The organism is Leucobacter sp. VD1 (assembly GCF_037150695.1).
In the GTDB taxonomy this organism is placed as follows: Bacteria; Actinomycetota; Actinomycetes; order Actinomycetales; family Microbacteriaceae; genus Leucobacter.
In genome coordinates this window covers 278,613-295,647 of the sequence record NZ_JBBCPO010000002.1, presented here as the reverse complement: position 1 = coordinate 295,647, position 17,035 = coordinate 278,613, and the positions used below count along the sequence as shown (strand labels likewise).

Sequence of the window (17,035 nt, the reverse complement as noted above, 5' to 3'; positions counted from 1 at the left end):
TGGTTCAGTGCTGCAGTACGCGCGACAGGAACTCCCTGCCGCGCGCGGACGCGGGTCGGGTGAAGAACGACTCTGGGGTGGTGTCCTCGACGATGCGCCCGTCGTCCATGAACAGCAGGCGGTCGGCTACCTTGCGGGCGAAGCCCATCTCGTGGGTCACCACGAGCATGGTCATCCCTTCGCGGGCCAGCTCGGTCATCACGTCGAGCACCTCCTGCACCATCTCGGGGTCGAGGGCGCTCGTGGGCTCGTCGAAGAGCAGCGCCTCGGGCTGCATGGCAAGTGCACGCGCGATCGCGACGCGTTGCTGCTGCCCGCCCGAGAGTTGATGGGGGTACTTCTTGGCGTGCGCGGTGAGGCCGACGCGCTCGAGCAGCCGCTCGGCAGTGGCGCGGGCTTCGGCTCGTGGCACGCGCCGCACGCGGGTGGGGGCGAACATGATGTTCTCCTCGACGGTCTGGTGCGCGAAGAGGTTGAACTGCTGGAACACCATGCCGACCCTGGCCCGCAACCGGGTGAGGGCTCGCCCCTCCTCGGGCAGTAGTTCGCCGCCGATTCTGATCTCACCGGCCCGGATCGGTTCAAGCCTGTTGATCGACCGGCAGAGCGTCGACTTGCCTGAGCCGGAGGGCCCCACGACCACCACCACCTCGCCGGGTGCGAGCTGCAGCTCGACCTGCTTGAGCACGTGGTGATCGCCGTAGTAGGTGTCGACGCCGTGCAGGCTGATGAGCGCCGTCGTCTCGGGTGCTTCGTCGGTCATGATCCGCTCCGATCTGCATGCGGCGACGCCGCATGCGAGTGTGCCCCGCGCGTGAGCGCGGCTTCGAACTGTGAGGCGCATTCCAGCGCGGTCGCCTCGTCGCGCGCCACGATTTGCAGGCCGCCGACGCAGGCGACGGCGGCGTCGAGCGCCGAGAACAGGGCCGAGGGCCATCCGAGCTCGGCGCGGATCGAGGCTTCGTCGACTCCTGCGGCGGGAATGCTCCGACCGAGTGCCGGGGCGAGCACGGCGTCGTAGGTGTCGAGCGCGCGCGCGAAGGCATCGCGGTGTTCGGCCAGCTGGGCCCGTGCGCCTGAGGTGTCGCCTGCGGAGGCGGCAGCGGTCGCGAGTTTCGCGCGAATCGCCGGCCCGTAGCCCTTGGCGCCCGCCTCGTAGCGCATCCGGTGGGTGCGGTAGGACTCGGCGTGCATCACGGTCCAGAATGCGTCGAGCACCACGCGGTCGATGTCGATCTCTGCGACGGCGCCCCAGTGCGCGGGGGTTGCGGGCGGGTTCCAGTGGGGCAGGCGCATCGCCGCGATGCGCGGCTCATCGATCGGAGGGGCACCGCTTGTGCCGCTCATCGCCGCCCAGGCCAGCCGCAGCAGGCGGGTGTTGCGGGCGAGCGGTCCCACCACGTCGAATGAGGGCGCGAGCGGGTGCACGCCGTCGCGCGCCACTGTTCCCGTGCGCGGGCGCAGCCCGACCACGTCGCAGCAGGCCGCTGGGATGCGGATCGATCCGGCGGTGTCGGTGCCGAGGCCGATGTCTGCGAGGCCGGCGGCGATCATTGCGGCTGTGCCGCCGCTCGAGCCACCGGTCGTGAGTTCGGGGTGCGCAGGGTTGGTGATGCGCCCCCAGTGCGTGTTCTCGCCGGTGACTCCCCACGCGAACTCGTCGAGGTTCGCTTTGCCCACCACGCGGGCTCCGGCGGCAACGAGCGCCGTGACGACGGAGGCGCTGGTCGGGGCGGGTGCGGGGTCGTAGGCGCGGGAGCCGCAGGTGGTGATGTAGCCGGCGACGTCGATGTTGTCCTTCACGGCGAGGCGCGCGCCCACGAGGGCGCCGCCCGGCTCGGTGTCTGCGGCCGGGTCGGGCCCGCCGCTCGCGAGTGGCGGTTCGCTGATGGTCATGTTGCCGGGTGCCCGGCGCTGGCCGGGCAGGGCAATGGTGAGGTCACGCATGGATCGGGCTCCCCTGATGGCTGCGGACGAGGGCTTCGGCGGCGAGCGTCAGCGGGTCGAGCACTGGCATACCTGCGAACTCGGCGCCGAGCACTGAGGGCAGCTCGGTGCAGCCTGCGAGCAGTGCGCCTGCGCCCGTCTCTTGCAGCTCTGCCGCGACGCCGAGGAGCAACGCGGTCGCAGTGTTGAGGTCGCCGGCCTTCACTGCGCGGATCGCCTGCATGACGCGTGGCTGCGCCGCTTCGGGTGGCAGGAACGCAGGCACTCCCGCGGCTGCGAAGGCCTCCTGATAGACGCCGGAGGCGATGGTGCCGTCGGTGGCGAGGATCGCGACGCCCTCGCCGTCGACACCGCGCTCGGCGGCAACGCGCACGGTTTCGTCTACGAGACTAAGGAGCGGCACGTCGATGCCCTCCAGTGCCCGGTCGAGGAAGACGTGCGCGGTGTTGCAAGCGACGACGAGTTGCTCGGCACCGGCTGCGACGAGGGTGAGCGCTGCGGAGCGGATCGCGTCGGTCGGGTCGGCGCCGCCGGCGGTGAGGGCGTCACTGCGGTCGGGGATGCGGGGGTCGCCCCAGATGATGAGGGGGAGGTGATCCTGGTCACGTGACGCCGCGGTCGCGGTGATGATGTCACGGTAGAAGTCGGCGGTTGCGAGCGGACCCATGCCGCCGATGACGCCCACAAGCCCGGCACCGGACGACGCCGGTGTACCGGGGGAGATGCCACTGGTCATGCTCGCCTCCTTGCGATCGCAGAAACCAATATATCGGATTCAATGTATTGAATCTTGGCAGACTCAGAGCGTCGTGGCAAGAGGGCCGGTGAACTGCGTTACATTAAGGCACCATGGAGCAGTTGCGAACCGTCGAGCGCCGCCGTCTGAGCGACGTGGCCTTCGAGCGTCTGCTCGACGCGATCATCCGCGAAGACCTGCCCCCGGGCGCGCGCATTCGAGACGCCGAACTTGCCTCACAGTTGGGTCTCTCGCGTACCCCCGTGCGCGAAGCGGTGAATCGCCTCGTCGACCTCGGGCTCGCCGAATCGAAGCCGAGCGCGCACACGCGCGTCACCACGCTCACCACACGTTCGGTGGAGCGCACGCTCGAGATATTGCAGTCGCTCGATCGGCTCGCCGTCGAGCAGGCTGTGGCAAACATTGGGCCGGGTGAGCTCGCTGAACTGCAGCGGATGAACGACCGCTTCGCAGAAGCCATCCGATCGGGGTCACCCGTAGCGGTGCTCGACGCCGATGTCACCTTTCATCAGGCTTTGCGCGAGTATGCCGAGAATCCTGTGCTCATGCGTGTGATGTCGCAGCTCGATCCGCATGTGCAGCGCATCCTGTTCCGCAAGTTCAGTTCGCGGCTCGGCGCTCCGAACACAGTCCACCACCATGTGGCGTTGCTTGACCTGATCGCCGCGGGCGACGCCGCGGGAGCCGCATCATCGTCGGCCCAGCAGTGGCGCGAGCTGGGAGGTCAAATCGGCGAACTCTTCGCCGACTAAGTTCACACCGCGTCGCGCCCTGGTGCGTCGCAGGCCAGGTGGAGGAAATCCGTGATTTCCTCCACCTGAGCTGCGATCCACGCCCTGAGTGGCGGCCTGGGGTAGGGCAGGCCGGCCTCGGGACTGGCGGGTGGGGTTAGTCGAAGATGTCGCCGAGGAAGTCGAAGGGCTTCTTCTTCTTGTAACGCGGATCGCGGTGGCGATCGTCGACCCGGCGGTCGCCATAGGAGGAGTCGTAGCGCGGGGCGTCGTAGCGGGGCGCGTCGTAGCGCGGCGCATCATGGCGCTGCGCGCCGTAGCCGGGATCTGCCGCGCCGTAGGGCTGCTGCGGATAGCCCTGCTGCTGCGGTGCGGCAGGCGGGGCGGCGGGCGGTGCAGCGGGCGCTGCGGCCGGTGCTGACGAGGCGAGCAGCGCCTCGGCTTCGGACTGGGCTCGCTCAAGGATCTTGTCGAGTTCGCCGCGGTCGAGCCAGACTCCGCGGCACTGGGGGCAGTAGTCGATCTCCACGCCCTGTCGTTCGCTCATGAGCAGGGTGGTTCCGTCGCTGGGGCAGTTCATGCTCCGACAGTATTGGTGATCGAGGGTCGCCACGTAGTGGCGGGCCCGACTCGCGGCAGATTCAGAGCTTCGGGCGCGTGCTGGGGGGCATCGGAGCGGGCTTCGGCTGCCTGCCAGCCCGAAGCCGTATTCTCTCGGTATGTCCGACCCCTATGCCGGCGACGCAGAGCGCGCCAGACGGCTGAGCAAGCGCTTCGGACGCTTCATGGAGCGATGGCGCGCGATCATCCGCCGTTACCCCTGGCTGAACACCACCTACAAGATCATCGTCACGGTGCTGGGCGTGCTCGTCGTGATCGTCGGCTTGATTCTCGTGCCGCTGCCGGGCCCGGGCTGGCTCATCGTGTTCGTCGGGCTCACCATTCTCGGCACCGAGTATCACTGGGCGCGCCGCTTGCTGGGGTGGTTGCGGCGGGTGCTCGCGCGCTTTTGGGAGCGCTGGAACGCATGGAGGGCGGCCCGCCGGGCCCGCAAGGCCGAAGCCCGCAGAGCCGGTGAGCCGCCCTCCGAGGCGACGCCGTCTACTTGATCAACGGAATGTTGAAGATGAACGGCGGCTGTTCGTTGCGGCGGTAGGCTTCGGGAGCCTTCACCGCGGCGATGATGTGGAAGATGAACAGCACCAGTGCTGCGATGCCGCCAATGATCCAGCCGATGTATGGGATGACGGCGACGAGTCCAACGATAACGCGCAGCAGCGAGAAGTTCAGGTTGTCGCGGTGGAAGGCGTACGCCTTGGCATCGCCTTTGTCCTTCTCGATGAGGAAGAAGATGAGCGCCGGAATCCAGCTGAAGAACACCGACAGCCAGTAGTTCAGCGTGATGTTGTCGAGCGGGTTGGATACCGGCTGCTGGTACCCGACACCCGGCTGCTGGTAGCCGCCGGGCGGCGGTGCCTGCCCGGCTGCGGGCGGTGCCTGGTACTGCGGCTGCGGCGGGGCGTACTGCGGCGCCGGGGGCGGCTGCGGTGCCTCGTGCTGCTGCGGTGCCGATTCGGCAGGCGCGGCTGGCGGTGCAGGCGGTGCCGGTGGCGCGGTCGGAGGCTCACCAGGGGTGCCTGTCGGCGGGATGCTGGTGGGCTCGCCGCCGGTGGGCTGCTCGCCCTGGCCTTCGGGAGGAAGCGTTGACATCGTCGGTCTCCTTCGAACTGCGGGTGTGTATTGACGTTACCGCAGGCCGCCCTGCGGCGGGAAGTGTTGCGGCGCGCCGATCTGCCTGAGCCCGGCGATCAGCAGCAGGCTTTCAGGCGCTGCCGCGGCTCGCACAGCCCTAAAATGCGTCGGGGCTGGGGGCTGCGGTGTGCAGGATCGAGACGTCAGCGTGGCGGTCGAATCGGTAGCCGGTGCCGCGCACGGTGCGCACGATGTCCTGGTACTGGGCGAGCTTCACGCGCAGGCGTCGCACGTGCACATCGATGGTGCGCTCGCTCGGCACCTCAGCCGCGGGGGCGTCGCTCCACAGCCCGGTGATGAGCTCTTCGCGGCTGATGGTGCGTCCCTCGCGCAGCACCAGGTACTGCAGCAGCTCAAACTCACGGAAGGTGAGTGCTGCTGGCACGTTGTCGAGCAGCACCCGCTTGCGGGAAAGGTCGAGCACGACACCCGCCGCGACCCGGTCTTCGGTGTCGGCCTCGTGCTGCTTCTGGCGGGCGTGAGCGGCGGGGTCGCCGAGGGCGAGCCGCACCACGTCGACGTCGCGACCGCCGGTGCCTTCGGGTGCCAGCGCCACTGCGGCGTAGGTGTCGGCTGCGGGGGCGAGCTCGGCGACGAGCTGCTTAATGCGAGTGACGATGGTGCCGAGTCGGGGGTCGCCGTCGGCGATCTTGTCGTCGGCGAGGCCGACATAGAGCGCGAATCCGCGCACCTCGGTGCCCTCGGGCACGTTGCGCTCGGGTGCGGTCTGCGTGGGGAGCGAGGCGGTGAGGTCGGGGCGGGCCGAGCGGAGGGTCTGGGGGGTGGCGTTCATGATGATGTCCTTCGAAGCTGTCGTGCCGCGCTGGTGAGCGATGCTCGGGAGAGGAGCGCGGCGGTGCGGCCCGTGGGCCGCGGGGTGCGGTGCTGCGAGCCGGCCTGGGGCGCGGTGCTCGCTGGGTATGAATCGAGCGGCGGATCCGGGGATCGACGCCGGGCTTATGGATTCAGGCGGGTGCCGGGTGTGCGTACCCGGCGGGGCGAACGAGATTCAGAAGTCGCTCACATGCACATTCGACAGCGCATGACACCGCGACCGGACATCATCATGCCGGTCATCCCAAAGTTCACCTCGAGGGCGGACTGGGTGCGAATGGTCTCATGCATGAGGCTCAGTTAAGCAAAGTGCGACCCTGCGTGTCAAGACATGACGTCAGGTTACGGGAGACATTCGGCGATGCACAGCTCGTGACGCGGCACCGCAGGCACGGCCGCGCCCATGCTCTCGCCCTATTGCAGGGCAGAGGTGAGTCGCATCGCGGACTCGGTATAGCGCCTTGTAAGCGAGCGTGTTCCCCAGCTCTCGAGGTCGAGTTCGGTGCTCAGCGCCGCGTATTCGTCGATGAGGTCACGCACCTCGGTGACGAGATCGCCTCCTGTGGCGAGCAGGCTGATCTCGTAGTTCAGCCCGAAGGAGCGCATGTCCATGTTCGACGAGCCGAGCACCGCACACTCGTCGTCGACGAGGAAGCACTTCGTGTGGAGCACGGCGGGGGCGGGATAGCGCAGGATGCGCACACCGGCTTCGAGGAGTGTGCTGTAGTACGACGACTGCGCGCGATCCACCATGAACTGGTCAGCAACCTCGCTCACGTAGAGCTCGACGGCGACGCCGCGCTGCGCCGCGGTGGTGATCGCGGCGAGCAGGGATTCGTCTGGCACGAAGTACGGGCTCACGATGGCGAGCCTGCGCTTCGCGAGGTACATGAGCGAGGTGAAGACGCGAAGATTCGGCTCGGTGCGGAAGCCGGGCCCGGAGGGTATAAGCTGCACGGCGTTCACCGGACCACCGATCTCGCCGGCGCTCTCGTGCACCGCGGGAAGGAGACGCGGGTGGCTCGCATCGTGGGTGCCGCGGTAGGCGTGCACCTCGATGTACTCGCCGCTTTCGGTGTACCAGTCCACCGCGAACACCGCTTCGAGCGACGACACGATCTCGCCGCTCAGCTCGACGGTGATGTCGTGCCAGAGGCGCCCGGCGGCGAGATTCTTCGGTGAACCGTAGTGGGCCTCGATCATGTTCTGCGAGCCCATCACTGCCCTGACGCCGTCGACGACGAGCAGCTTGCGATGGTTGCGGAGGTCGATGCGACGCATACGCCGTTCGAGCGGGAGGAAGGGCAGCATGAGATGCCATTCGATGCCCGCCGCGGTCATGCGGGAGAGCATGCGCCGGAAGCCCGGGTACTTTCGTGAACCGATGTGGTCGAGCAGCACCCGCACTTGCACGCCCCGCGCCGCTGCAGCCTCGAGCGCCTGGAAGAAGCCCTCGGTGGAGTTGTCGCGGGCCATGATGTAGATCTCGACGTGCACTGACTCGGTGGCCGACTCCACGAGGTCGGTCATGCGATCGATGCTCTCCTGGTAGCCGCTGAGCACGCCGTGGTTCACGCCGGTGACCATAGGCAGTGCGGTGAGCACGCGGGAGAGTTCGACGACGGCGGCGAGCGGTTCCGAGACCGTCGCCGATTCGGGAACCCGCGGCACGCGCTCGGTGCCCTCGGCGAGCAGCAGATTCGCCTGGGCTTGGATGCGGGCTCGGCGGCCGCCCACGTAGGGGCTGCCGATGATGAGGAAGAGGGGCACGCCGAGAATCGGCACGAAGAGAATGAGCAGCAACCACGCGGTCGATGAAGACGGTTTCCGGTTCGTCGGCACGACGCCGATGGCGACGATCTTGACGATGTATTCGATGATGACGAACGCTGTGGTGGCGATTGCGAGCACGCTCATACCGGCAGGGCTCCAAGAGAGGTGGGTCGCAATGCTCTATCCCTTCGTTCTCGCCGCAGTGCCTGGGTGCAGCCGCGCGAGGATCCCCCTCAATATACAGAGGCGGCAGCGTCCTGATCGAGGCAGAGCCCGGCATCCGAGACCCCCGCGTGGTGCATAGCGATATCGTAGATGCATCGTGCCAGCGCGATTGCGAGACGACAGGGTTCGCAACGTCGCACGGCACGACGATGTGACCGCAGCGCAGGGAGCAGATCCATGGCCGAAAAAACTGAGCCGACGAATGTCGATCTGCAGCAGCGACTTGCAGCGGCAGAGGCCGAGAATCGGTCGCTGCGCGCGCGACTCGACGCGACGGAGCACGACGGCGGTACCGGTGCTGCGACGGCTCCGGGAGATCCGCGCACCGCTCGCCGCTGGCGGGCTTTCCTCTCGGGCCTCCTCATCGTGATTGCCGCGATCCTCGCGCCGATCGCGGTTGTCGGCGCCTCCGCGCACGCGCAGCTGACCGACACCGAGATCTTCGTTGCCAGGTACGCGCCGCTCGCCGAAGATCCCGAGGTGCAGGCGCTCGTCACTGATCAGCTGGTGGCGGCGATCGAGCGCGAGGTCGATATCCCTGCGGTTACCGCCTCGCTCGTCGACGGGATCGCGTCGCTCAACGTCAACGATCGGGCCGTCGAGGCGTTGCGGCTCTTCGAGGCGCCGATCAACGCCGGGCTCTCGAACCTGGTGCGCAGCACGGTGACGAATCTTGTCGAGTCTCAGGCGTTCGTCGAGCTCTGGCGTTCGGCGCTGCGCCTCACCCACACCCAACTGCTGAAAACCCTCACGGGTGATGAAGCCGCTGCGCTCGCCATCGATCGCAACGGGTCGCTCGGCGTGCAGCTCTCGCCGGTGCTCGCCGAGGTGAAGCGCGCGCTGCTCAGCCAGGGGTTCCCGCTCGCTGCGCAGATCCCGGAGATGAACATCGTGGTGCCGGTCGCCGCCGATGTCAATCTGGGCAACGCCCAGCTCGGCTATCGCGCCGCGGTGACCGGCACCGCTTGGCTGCCGTGGGCGGCACTCGTGCTGCTCGTGACAGGGGTGCTCGTGGCCCGCAACCGCCGCCGTGCGCTGTTTGGTGCGGCGCTCGGGCTCATGATCGCTATGGGGATTCTGCTCGTGGGCTTCGGCGTGACGGGCGTGCTCCTGCCAGCGGCGATCGAGTTGCCTTCTGGCGCGGTCAGTGCCGTAGTGGCGGCCATTGTCGACCCGATCGCGCAGCTCGCTGTCGCGGTGCTGTTGATCGCGGTTGCGTTGACCGTGGTGAGCTGGTTCGCCGGCCCGGGGAGTCTGCCGACGAAGCTGCGCGGGCTCGTGGTCGCGGGCGCAGCAGAAGCGCGGGGATTCGCGGCCCGCCACTCGTTCAGCACCGGGCGTGTGGGGGTATGGGTCGAACGCTGGCAGCAGGCGTTGCGCTGGGGCGTGGGCCTGGTGGCGGGGCTGGTGGTGTGCCTGGCGCGTCCGCTCACCACAGGGGTTGTGGTGGGAACCGTGGTGTGCGCGCTCGTCGCGCTGCTGGTGATCGAACTGGTGCGACGACCCGACGCGGTCACCGACTAACGCGCCAGAGCCTGGCCCGCGGGCCAGACACTGGCGCAGGCGACAGCAGTCAGAACCCGGGATCTTGCCCGAGCGGTGTCTAGTGGTCGACGGTGCCGTAGAGGCGGTCGCCTGCGTCGCCGAGACCGGGCACGATGTAGGCGTGCTCGTCGAGGCCTTCGTCGAGGGCGCCCAGCACGAGCGTTACCTGACGGTCGCCCGCAGCCTTGCGGATCACCTCAACACCCTCCGGGGTGCCGAGCACGCAGATCGCCGTCACATCGTCGGCGCCGCGCTCGAACAAGAACTCGATCGCGGCAGCGAGCGATCCGCCCGTTGCCAGCATGGGATCGAGCACGAAGCACTGGCGGCCAGCAAGTGACTCGGGCAGGCGCTCGGCGTAGGTGGTGGGCTCGAGCGTCTGCTCATCGCGCACCATGCCGAGGAAGCCCACCTCAGCCGTGGGAACGAGCTTCACCATTCCCTCGAGCATGCCCAGGCCGGCGCGCAGGATCGGCACGATGAGCGGCAGCGGCTCGCTGAGGCGCACACCCGTGGTGGGGGAGACAGGAGTTTCGATCGCGTGCGGCTCGACGCGCACCTCGCGGGTCGCCTCGTAGGCGAGCAGCGTCATGAGCTCCTCGATGAGGAGACGAAATGTGGGCTGCGGAGTGTTCTTGTCGCGCAGTACCGTCAGCTTGTGGGTGATGAGGGGGTGATCCGCAACGAAGACTCGCATGCGCCTATCCTATTGCCGTGCCCACCATCCCTCCATCACAGCGCGACATCGATGCGATGGATCTTGCGCTCGCCGCGGCGCGGCGCGCTGCCGAGGCCGGCGAGATTCCCGTGGGTGCGGTGCTGCTCGATGCTGACGGCACGGTGCTCACCACGGGCAGCAACGTCCGTGAGAGCGACCCGGACCCGACGGGGCACGCTGAGATCATCGCCATTCGTGAGGCTGCCCGCCTGCGGGGCGACAGAATGCTCGACGGCTGCACCCTGGTGGTCACCCTCGAACCCTGTGCGATGTGCGCCGGGGTCATACTTGCCGCGCGCGTGCCGCGCGTGGTGTTCGGTGCATGGGACGAGAAGGCTGGCGCCGCGGGCAGCGTCTACGATCTGCTGCGCGACGGCCGCCTGCCTCATCCCGTGCCGGAGGTTGTGGCGGGGGTGCGCGCCGAGCAGAGCATCGCGCTGCTGCGCGACTTCTTCGAGCAGCGCCGGTGAGGGATCCGGCTCCGGCGCGACCGCAGAGTTCAGAGGTCGCACCGGAGCCGCACCCGCCCCGCGGGTGTGCGGCGCGTCGATCAGCTCCGCGGCGCCACCGTCACGGGCTCCGCGGCAAACGACACCCGCACCCGGTCGCCCGCCCCGTAGGCCGCCTCGGCGCCGTGCTGCACTGCGAGCGTGTCACCGTCTGCGAACTGCACGATGGTGCGGCGTATCGGCCCGAGGAATCCGCTCGACACCACCACTGCGTCGAGCTGCCCCCCGCCCCGCTGGGAGCCGGCCCCGAGCCGTACATGCTCCGGGCGCACGTAGACCCGCACCTCGGCGCCGCCGGTCGCGGGCGTCCCCATGACGGGGAGTTCGGCGCCGCGCACGATCACCCGGTCGCCCTCGAGCCGTCCATTGACCTGGTTCGAGAGCCCCACGAAGTCGGCCACGAAGGGCGACGCGGGGCGGCGGTAGAGCTCTTCTGGCGTGCCGAGCTGCGCGATCCGACCGCCCTCCATCACGGCGACCCGGTCCGAGACCGCCAGCGCCTCCTCCTGATCGTGGGTGACGAACACGGTCGTGATGCCGAGCTCGGTCTGGATGAGCCGGATCTGCTCGCGCAGCCGCACGCGCACCTTGGCGTCGAGCGCCGAGAGCGGCTCATCGAGCAGCAGGGCCCGCGGCCGGGTGACGAGTGCGCGGGCGAGCGCCACGCGCTGCTGCTGGCCGCCCGACAGCTCGTGCGGAAAGCGCTCGGCGAAGTGCGAGAGGCCCACGATGTCGAGCATGTCGGCGCTGCGCGCCGACCGTTCGGCCCTCGGTACGCGCCGCATCTCAAGGCCGAACTCGACGTTGCGCGCCACCGTGAGGTGAGGGAAGAGCGAGTACTGCTGAAAGACCATGCCGATGTCGCGGCGGTTCACGGGCACCCCCGTGACGTCTTCGTCGCCGATGAGCACACGGCCGCCCGAGACCGGCTCGAGCCCGGCGATGCAGCGAAGCGCGGTCGTCTTACCGCAGCCCGAGGGGCCGAGCAGGCAGATCAGCTCGCCCGGGGCGAGCTCGAGGTCGACGCCGTGCAGCACCGTGGTGGAACCGTAGGACTTGGCGACCCGCTCCAGGCGGACCGAGGAACCGGTGGTCGAGGGATCGGTGGGCACGTCAAGACTCCTTCGCGGTGGCGGAAACTGGGGCTGGCGCGGCCGGGGCGCCGGGTGCTGCGAGCGCGCCCGCGAAGGGGCCGCCGCCGCGTCGCGCGCGTCGCCGTGTCGCCGAGCTTGTGCTGCTCACCGCGAGCAGCACGGCAAAGGCGCCGATGAGCGAGAGCAGCGAGACGATGACGGCCGCGAACGGGTCGGACTTCGACACTTGCAGCAGCGCGACCTGCAGGGTCGTGCGGTTGAGCAGCGATGAGACGGTGAACTCGCCGAGCACGATCGCGATGGTGAGCAGCGATGCCGCGAGCAGGCCTCGCCGCACCCCGGGCGCGATGACCCGCACGAGCACGGTGCCCCAGCCCGCGCCGAGCGACCGGGCGGCCTCGGCGCGGGTGCGGGCATCCATGCCCTGCAGATCGGCCACGATGGCGCGGTACGCGAACGGCAGCACGAGCACGCCGTAAGCGAGGCCCAGCGTCCAGACCCCCGACCCGAACAGCTGCCCGATTACCCGGTAGACGGGTGCGAAACCCACGACGAGCACGATCGCGGGGATCGCGATCGGCAGCACGGTGAGCAGATCGAGCGCGCGCTCGAGGCGCGGGAAGCGCAGGTGCACCAGCACAATCGTGGGGAAGAACAGCACGAGCACGATCGCGAGTGCGATGGCTGCGAGCGCGAAGGAGTTGCCGATGCCCTGAAACAGCGTGCGGTACCTGCGCGCGTTCTCGGGATCGAACAGTGCCGCCCAGTGCTCGAGGCCGTAGCCGCCGGCGGTCTGCCGCAGTGTGAACTCGAGCATGGCGACCAGCGGGATCAGGAAGAGGCCGCCGACGACCGCGACGACGATGCGGGCGGCGACGGGCGAGGGGCGCCCGGGCACTCGCGCGCTCATCGCTGCCACCTCGCGGCGCGCGCCATGAGCCGCCCGTAGACGAGCATCACCGCGGTCATCACGACGATCATGCCGAGCGCGAGGGCGCCCGCCGTGCTCGCGCTGCTACCGCCGGTCTCGCCGATGAGGGCGGCGCGGATCTGCAACGGCACGATCTGTGAGCCCTGGCTGATGAGCGCTGCCGCGGTCGCATACGACGAGAACGCGTTGGCGAACAGCAGCAGCAGCGAGCCGAGGAACGCGGGCGCGAGCACCGGCAGGCCGACCCGCAGCCAGTACGCGCCGCTCGACCCGCCCAGGGTGGCGACCGCCTCCGCCCAGCCCGGCCCCAGCGCGCTGACGGCGGGCAGGAAGGTAATGACCATGAGGGGCACCTGGAAGTAGAGATAGGGCAGGATGAGGCCGGGCAACTCGTAGAGCCAGACGCCGCCCGCATAGATGTCGACCCCGCCCCGCTCGCGCAGCAGCACCGTGACGATGCCCTGGATGCCGATGGTCGCGATGAACGCGAACGCGAGCATGACGCCGCCGAACTGCGCCAGCACGGAGCTGGCGGAGTCGACGACCCGGCGCAGCGGCCCCGTCTCCGGCAGAGCCGCGAGGGCCCAGCAGAGCACTGCTCCCACTACTGCGCCGATGGCGGCGGTGAGGGCGCTAACCCAGATGCTGGCGCCGAACGCCTCGAGCGTGGCGGGGGCGAGCAGCGCGCCCAGGTTGTCGAGGGTGAACCCCTCGTCGTCGAAGAACCCGCTGCCGATGGCGAGCAGCGTGGGCACGGCGAGGAACAGCAGCACGTAGGCCGCGAACGGGGCGAGCCCGAGTGCCGGGAGGATGCGCGACTTCATGAGGGAAGCGGAGCGGCGCCCCGCGCGACCCGGGTCGACCGGGAGGTGCGGGGCGCCGCGAGCCTTCACTTGATCGCCGCGGCCCAGCGCTCGGCGAGCACCGCGTTCGCGGCCTCGGTCTGCGCCTGGTCGGGCGAGATCCAGTCGTCGCCCTCCGTTCCGAAGGTCGCGGCCTCGATGAGACCCTTGTCGGCAGCGCCCGAAGCCTTCAGTGCGTCGACGCGCACGGGCACGGCGTTCCCCTCGAGGAACAGGGCCTGCGCCTCGTCAGAGAAGATCCACTCCTGCCAGAGGCGGGCGGCCGCCGGGTGCGGGGCGTCGGCATTGATGGCCTCGTTGTAGAAGCTGACGTACGCGGCGCCGGGGATGACCGTGGTCTTCCAGCTCGGCTTGTCGGCCGCGGCCGCGACGTTGTTGAACGACCAGTCGAACACGGCCGGGGTCTCGCCCGACGCGATGGTCGCGGGAGTGGGGTCGAGGGTGAGGAAGTTCCCCGCTCCGCGCAGCTGCCCCACGAAGTCGATGCCGGGGCCGAAGTCGTCGACGCCGCCGCCGTTCAGCGCCGCGATCCAGCCCAACGCAGCGAACGCCGCACCGGCCTGCGTCGGGTCGCCATTCAGCGCGACCGCACCGCGGTAGTCGTCGCTCAGCAGATCGTCGAGCGAGGAGGGCTCGGGCAGCTTGTCGCTGTCGTAGCCGATCGACATGACGCCCGAGTAGTTGTTCACCCACAGCCCTTCGGGGTGCTTGTTCTCATCGGGGATGTCGTCCCAGGTCTCGACCTTGTAGGGCGCGAACTTGTCGGTGTTCTCGAGCGCGACGGCCGCGCCGAGGTCGAAGACGTCGGGGGCGGTGTCCTGACCCTTGAGGTTCTCGGCGGCCTGGATCTCCTCGGCGCTCGACGCGTCGGGCGACGCGGAGTTGACCGTGATGCCGTACTTATCCTCGAAGCCGGCGATGATCGCGCCGTAGTTGGCCCAGTCCTCGGGCAGGGCGATCACGTTGAGCTCGCCCTCGGCCTGAGCGGCCGCGACGAGGGCGTCGAAGCCGCCGAGATCGGCTGCGCTGGTTGCGGTCGAGGCGTCGACGGCGTTCCCCGAGGCGGTGTCGTCGCCGCCGTTCGAGGAGCAGGCAGCGAGGGTGCCGCCCAGCAGGAGGGCGGTGGTGACCAGGGCTGCGGAGCGCAGGAGTGCGCGAGAGTTCACGTGGATTCCCTTTCGTGACGTGGGTGCGGATCGCCGGGTCGGCGCTCGCGGCATTACACGGGGCGGTGCCGATCCGACACCACGCTAGGGAGCGCGGATGTCCTTGTGGGGCTCGGCGCGTGACGCGCCGGTGAACTCTCGGTGCGCGAAGGGTCAGTCGTAGGAGAGCGTGACGATCGAGCTGGTCGAGGGCGTCGCGGCGTTCGGGTCGACGTAGACGTCTGGTTCGAGGTAGATCACTGTGATGTCGGGCACTGCGGCCAGCACGCGTCGCTTTGCCTGGTGCAGCACGAACGAGACCTCGCGCATGGTGAGCTCAGGGTCGAGGTCGACCTTCGCAGCGAGGATGAGTCCGTCTTCGAGCTCACCGAGGTCGAGGTTGATGACCCGGGAGATCCTGGCGCTGTTCAGCAGCGCCTCTTCGATGTGTGCCCGGTGCTCGCTGCTCGCGGTCATCTCGATCCCTTCGTCGCTTCCGCATATTCTACGGGCGGGGTGCCTGGATCAGGGCATAGAACGCGGTGTCGCGTCGTCTTGGGGGAGCGCTCCGTACACTGGAGCCATGAGCGATACCGAGCAGCACGAGATCCTTCCGCGCACTGCCCTGATCGGCGTCGGATCCATGGGAGGAGCGATCCTTGCGGGTTTGCGGGCTCCCGAGGTCGACATCGAGTTGCCGATAGCGGTCACCACCGCTTCGCTCGCCAGTGCGGCCTTGTTCGATGATGCTGCCGACATTGTCGCGACGGCCGCTGAGAGTGATCCTGAAGCCAATCGTCATGCGGTGCGCGGTGCGCGCGTGGTGATTCTTGCGGTGAAGCCGTGGAAGATCGTTGAGGTCGCGCGCGAGATCGCCGATGCGCTTGAGCCCGGTGCGATTGTGGTGAGTGTGGCGGCCGGTGTGCCCAGCAGTGCAATCGAGGAGGAGCTGCCCGAGAGCGTGGCGGTGGTGCGGGCGATGCCGAACACGCCGGCGCTCATCGGCCGCGGAGTGACCGGGATTGCCGGCGGCCTTTCGGCCGGTGAGGAGCATGTGGCGGTGGTGCAGCGCCTGTTCGAGACCGTGGGCACGGCGATCGTGGTGCGGGAGGAACAGATCAATGCGCTCGCGGCGGTTTCCGGATCGGGTCCGGCGTATCTCTTCCTGTACGCCGAACATATGACGGCGGCTGCGCAACGGATGGGGTTCGAAGCGGATCAGGCGCGGTTGCTCGTGCAGCAGACGATTGCGGGCGCGGCCGAGTTGATGGTGCGCAGCGATGATGAGCCCGAGCAGTTGCGGCGCAACGTGACGAGCCCGAAGGGCACCACCGAGCGGGCAGTCGAGGTACTGCAGGCGGCCGACTGGGGGGCACTGTTCGACCGCGCGCTCGCCGCGAACGTGCGCCGCTCCGAGGAGCTCGAGCGCGGCGAGTAGCCCCGCGCGCCGCTGCACGCGCGCCGCTGCACGCGCGCCGCTGCACGCGCGCCGCGCGCCTGAGGCAGGGCTCAACCGATCGCGGCGAAACGCTCCACATCGGCAGCGGTGCCGCTCACGATGATGAGGTCGTGCGGCGAGATCACCGTGTCCTGAGTAGCGTGAGTGAATGGCTGACCAGGGGTTTTCACGCCGACCACGGTGACGCGGTACCGCGTGCGCACCCCGCTGTCGGAGAGCGAACGACCCCTGATCGAACGCGGCGGGTACATCTTCGCGATCACGTAGTTGTCGTCGAACTGAATGAAGTCGAGCATGCTGCCGCTGAGCAGATGCGCCACCCGCTCGCCGGCCTCCCGCTCGGGATAGATGACGTGGTTCACGCCGATCCGCTCCAGAATCTTGCCGTGCGAGAGCGAGATCGCCTTCGCCCAGATCTGGGGGATACCCAGATCGACGAGGTTCGCCGCGATGAGCACACTCGACTCGATGGACGCACCCGTCGCGACCACCGCGATCTGAAACTCATCGGCACCGATCTGGCGCAGCGCCTCCATCGAGCGGGCGTCGGCCTGCACGGCATGCGTCACGCGATCCGCCCACTTCTGCACCAGCTGAGGATCGGTATCGACCACCAGCACCTCACGGTCCTGGCGGTCGAGCTGCCCGGCGGTCGCCGCGCCGAACCGACCGAGACCAATCACGATCACCGGGGCATCACTACGAATATCAACCAACGGTCTGCCTTTCTCGAAGTGCCCTCGACTGGGCGG

19 protein-coding genes are annotated in these 17,035 nt (G+C 68.7%); 5 read left to right on the top strand and 14 right to left on the bottom strand.

From position 1 onward, the window contains the following. Positions 1–4 precede the first annotated feature (4 nt). The 3 genes from WFL22_RS06740 to WFL22_RS06730 are packed head-to-tail and all read right to left on the bottom strand — an operon-like array spanning position 5 to position 2,683. Positions 5–763: an amino acid ABC transporter ATP-binding protein gene (locus WFL22_RS06740; RefSeq protein ID WP_336652578.1), complete on the bottom strand. Its 759-nt coding sequence runs from the start codon at positions 761–763 to the stop codon at positions 5–7. Further along, positions 760–1,947 carry an amidase gene (locus WFL22_RS06735; protein WP_336652579.1) on the bottom strand — a complete coding sequence of 396 codons (1,188 nt, stop codon included), beginning with the start codon at positions 1,945–1,947 and terminating at the stop codon, positions 760–762. Before WFL22_RS06735 ends, WFL22_RS06740 begins: the two co-directional genes overlap by 4 nt. Continuing rightward, positions 1,940–2,683, bottom strand: a complete 744-nt coding sequence (locus WFL22_RS06730) for an aspartate/glutamate racemase family protein (RefSeq protein ID WP_336652580.1) — start codon at positions 2,681–2,683, stop codon at positions 1,940–1,942. The genes WFL22_RS06735 and WFL22_RS06730 overlap by 8 nt, the downstream gene beginning before the upstream one ends. A 113-nt stretch (positions 2,684–2,796) precedes the next feature. On the opposite strand from WFL22_RS06730, the gene WFL22_RS06725 reads away from it, so the two are divergent. Continuing rightward, complete coding sequence (locus tag WFL22_RS06725; RefSeq protein ID WP_336652581.1) at positions 2,797–3,456, top strand: GntR family transcriptional regulator; 660 nt, start codon at positions 2,797–2,799, stop codon at positions 3,454–3,456. A gap of 136 nt (positions 3,457–3,592) precedes the next feature. On the opposite strand, the gene WFL22_RS06720 is transcribed toward WFL22_RS06725, so the two are convergent. Next, positions 3,593–4,015, bottom strand: coding sequence for a TFIIB-type zinc ribbon-containing protein (locus WFL22_RS06720; protein ID WP_336992010.1), 423 nt, complete (start codon positions 4,013–4,015; stop codon positions 3,593–3,595). Between the two features lie 139 nt (positions 4,016–4,154). On the opposite strand from WFL22_RS06720, the gene WFL22_RS06715 reads away from it, so the two are divergent. Continuing rightward, positions 4,155–4,544 (top strand): TIGR02611 family protein, encoded by a 390-nt coding sequence (locus WFL22_RS06715; RefSeq protein WP_336992009.1) that lies wholly within the window; start codon positions 4,155–4,157, stop codon positions 4,542–4,544. Here the strand turns inward: WFL22_RS06715 and WFL22_RS06710 are convergent. The 3 genes from WFL22_RS06710 to cls all read right to left on the bottom strand — a co-directional run bounded on the left by WFL22_RS06710 (position 4,537) and on the right by cls (position 7,938). Further along, a complete protein-coding gene (locus tag WFL22_RS06710; RefSeq protein ID WP_336652584.1) occupies positions 4,537–5,145 on the bottom strand; it encodes a DUF4870 domain-containing protein in 609 nt (202 codons plus the stop codon). The two genes, WFL22_RS06715 and WFL22_RS06710, sit on opposite strands and share 8 nt — an antisense overlap. A 139-nt stretch (positions 5,146–5,284) precedes the next feature. Continuing rightward, positions 5,285–5,980, bottom strand: a complete 696-nt coding sequence (locus tag WFL22_RS06705) for a winged helix-turn-helix domain-containing protein (RefSeq protein WP_336652585.1) — start codon at positions 5,978–5,980, stop codon at positions 5,285–5,287. Between the two features lie 455 nt (positions 5,981–6,435). Then, positions 6,436–7,938, bottom strand: a complete 1,503-nt coding sequence (gene cls, locus WFL22_RS06700; protein WP_336992008.1) for a cardiolipin synthase — start codon at positions 7,936–7,938, stop codon at positions 6,436–6,438. A gap of 258 nt (positions 7,939–8,196) precedes the next feature. On the opposite strand from cls, the gene WFL22_RS06695 reads away from it, so the two are divergent. Continuing rightward, positions 8,197–9,543, top strand: coding sequence for a hypothetical protein (locus WFL22_RS06695; protein ID WP_336992007.1), 1,347 nt, complete (start codon positions 8,197–8,199; stop codon positions 9,541–9,543). Between the two features lie 79 nt (positions 9,544–9,622). Here WFL22_RS06695 and upp read toward each other — a convergent pair whose 3' ends face one another. Then, the gene (upp, locus tag WFL22_RS06690; protein WP_024356111.1) at positions 9,623–10,261 is read right to left on the bottom strand and encodes a uracil phosphoribosyltransferase; all 639 of its coding nucleotides are present in this window, start codon (positions 10,259–10,261) and stop codon (positions 9,623–9,625) included. Positions 10,262–10,287: 26 nt separating this feature from the next. Between upp and WFL22_RS06685 the strand changes: the two genes are divergently transcribed. After that, complete coding sequence (locus tag WFL22_RS06685) at positions 10,288–10,752, top strand: nucleoside deaminase (RefSeq protein ID WP_442918562.1); 465 nt, start codon at positions 10,288–10,290, stop codon at positions 10,750–10,752. A gap of 80 nt (positions 10,753–10,832) precedes the next feature. Here the strand turns inward: WFL22_RS06685 and WFL22_RS06680 are convergent, their stop codons facing one another. From WFL22_RS06680 to WFL22_RS06660, 5 genes are all read right to left on the bottom strand, one after another. Beyond that, a complete protein-coding gene (locus WFL22_RS06680; protein ID WP_336992006.1) occupies positions 10,833–11,903 on the bottom strand; it encodes an ABC transporter ATP-binding protein in 1,071 nt (356 codons plus the stop codon). Between the two features lies 1 nt (position 11,904). Then, entirely contained in the window at positions 11,905–12,795 is an 891-nt protein-coding gene (locus WFL22_RS06675; protein WP_336992005.1) for an ABC transporter permease, read from the bottom strand. Beyond that, positions 12,792–13,640 carry an ABC transporter permease gene (locus WFL22_RS06670; RefSeq protein WP_336652592.1) on the bottom strand — a complete coding sequence of 283 codons (849 nt, stop codon included), beginning with the start codon at positions 13,638–13,640 and terminating at the stop codon, positions 12,792–12,794. Before WFL22_RS06670 ends, WFL22_RS06675 begins: the two co-directional genes overlap by 4 nt. Before the next feature lie 65 nt (positions 13,641–13,705). Beyond that, a complete protein-coding gene (locus WFL22_RS06665; protein WP_336992004.1) occupies positions 13,706–14,845 on the bottom strand; it encodes an ABC transporter substrate-binding protein in 1,140 nt (379 codons plus the stop codon). 153 nt (positions 14,846–14,998) lie between these two features. Beyond that, positions 14,999–15,301, bottom strand: a complete 303-nt coding sequence (locus WFL22_RS06660) for a hypothetical protein (RefSeq protein ID WP_336652594.1) — start codon at positions 15,299–15,301, stop codon at positions 14,999–15,001. A 106-nt stretch (positions 15,302–15,407) separates the two neighbouring features. On the opposite strand from WFL22_RS06660, the gene proC reads away from it, so the two are divergent. Next, positions 15,408–16,262: a pyrroline-5-carboxylate reductase gene (gene proC, locus WFL22_RS06655; protein ID WP_336992002.1), complete on the top strand. Its 855-nt coding sequence runs from the start codon at positions 15,408–15,410 to the stop codon at positions 16,260–16,262. Positions 16,263–16,333: 71 nt separating this feature from the next. Here proC and WFL22_RS06650 read toward each other — a convergent pair whose 3' ends face one another. After that, positions 16,334–16,999: a potassium channel family protein gene (locus tag WFL22_RS06650; protein WP_336652596.1), complete on the bottom strand. Its 666-nt coding sequence runs from the start codon at positions 16,997–16,999 to the stop codon at positions 16,334–16,336. Between the last annotated feature and the right edge of the window lie 36 nt (positions 17,000–17,035).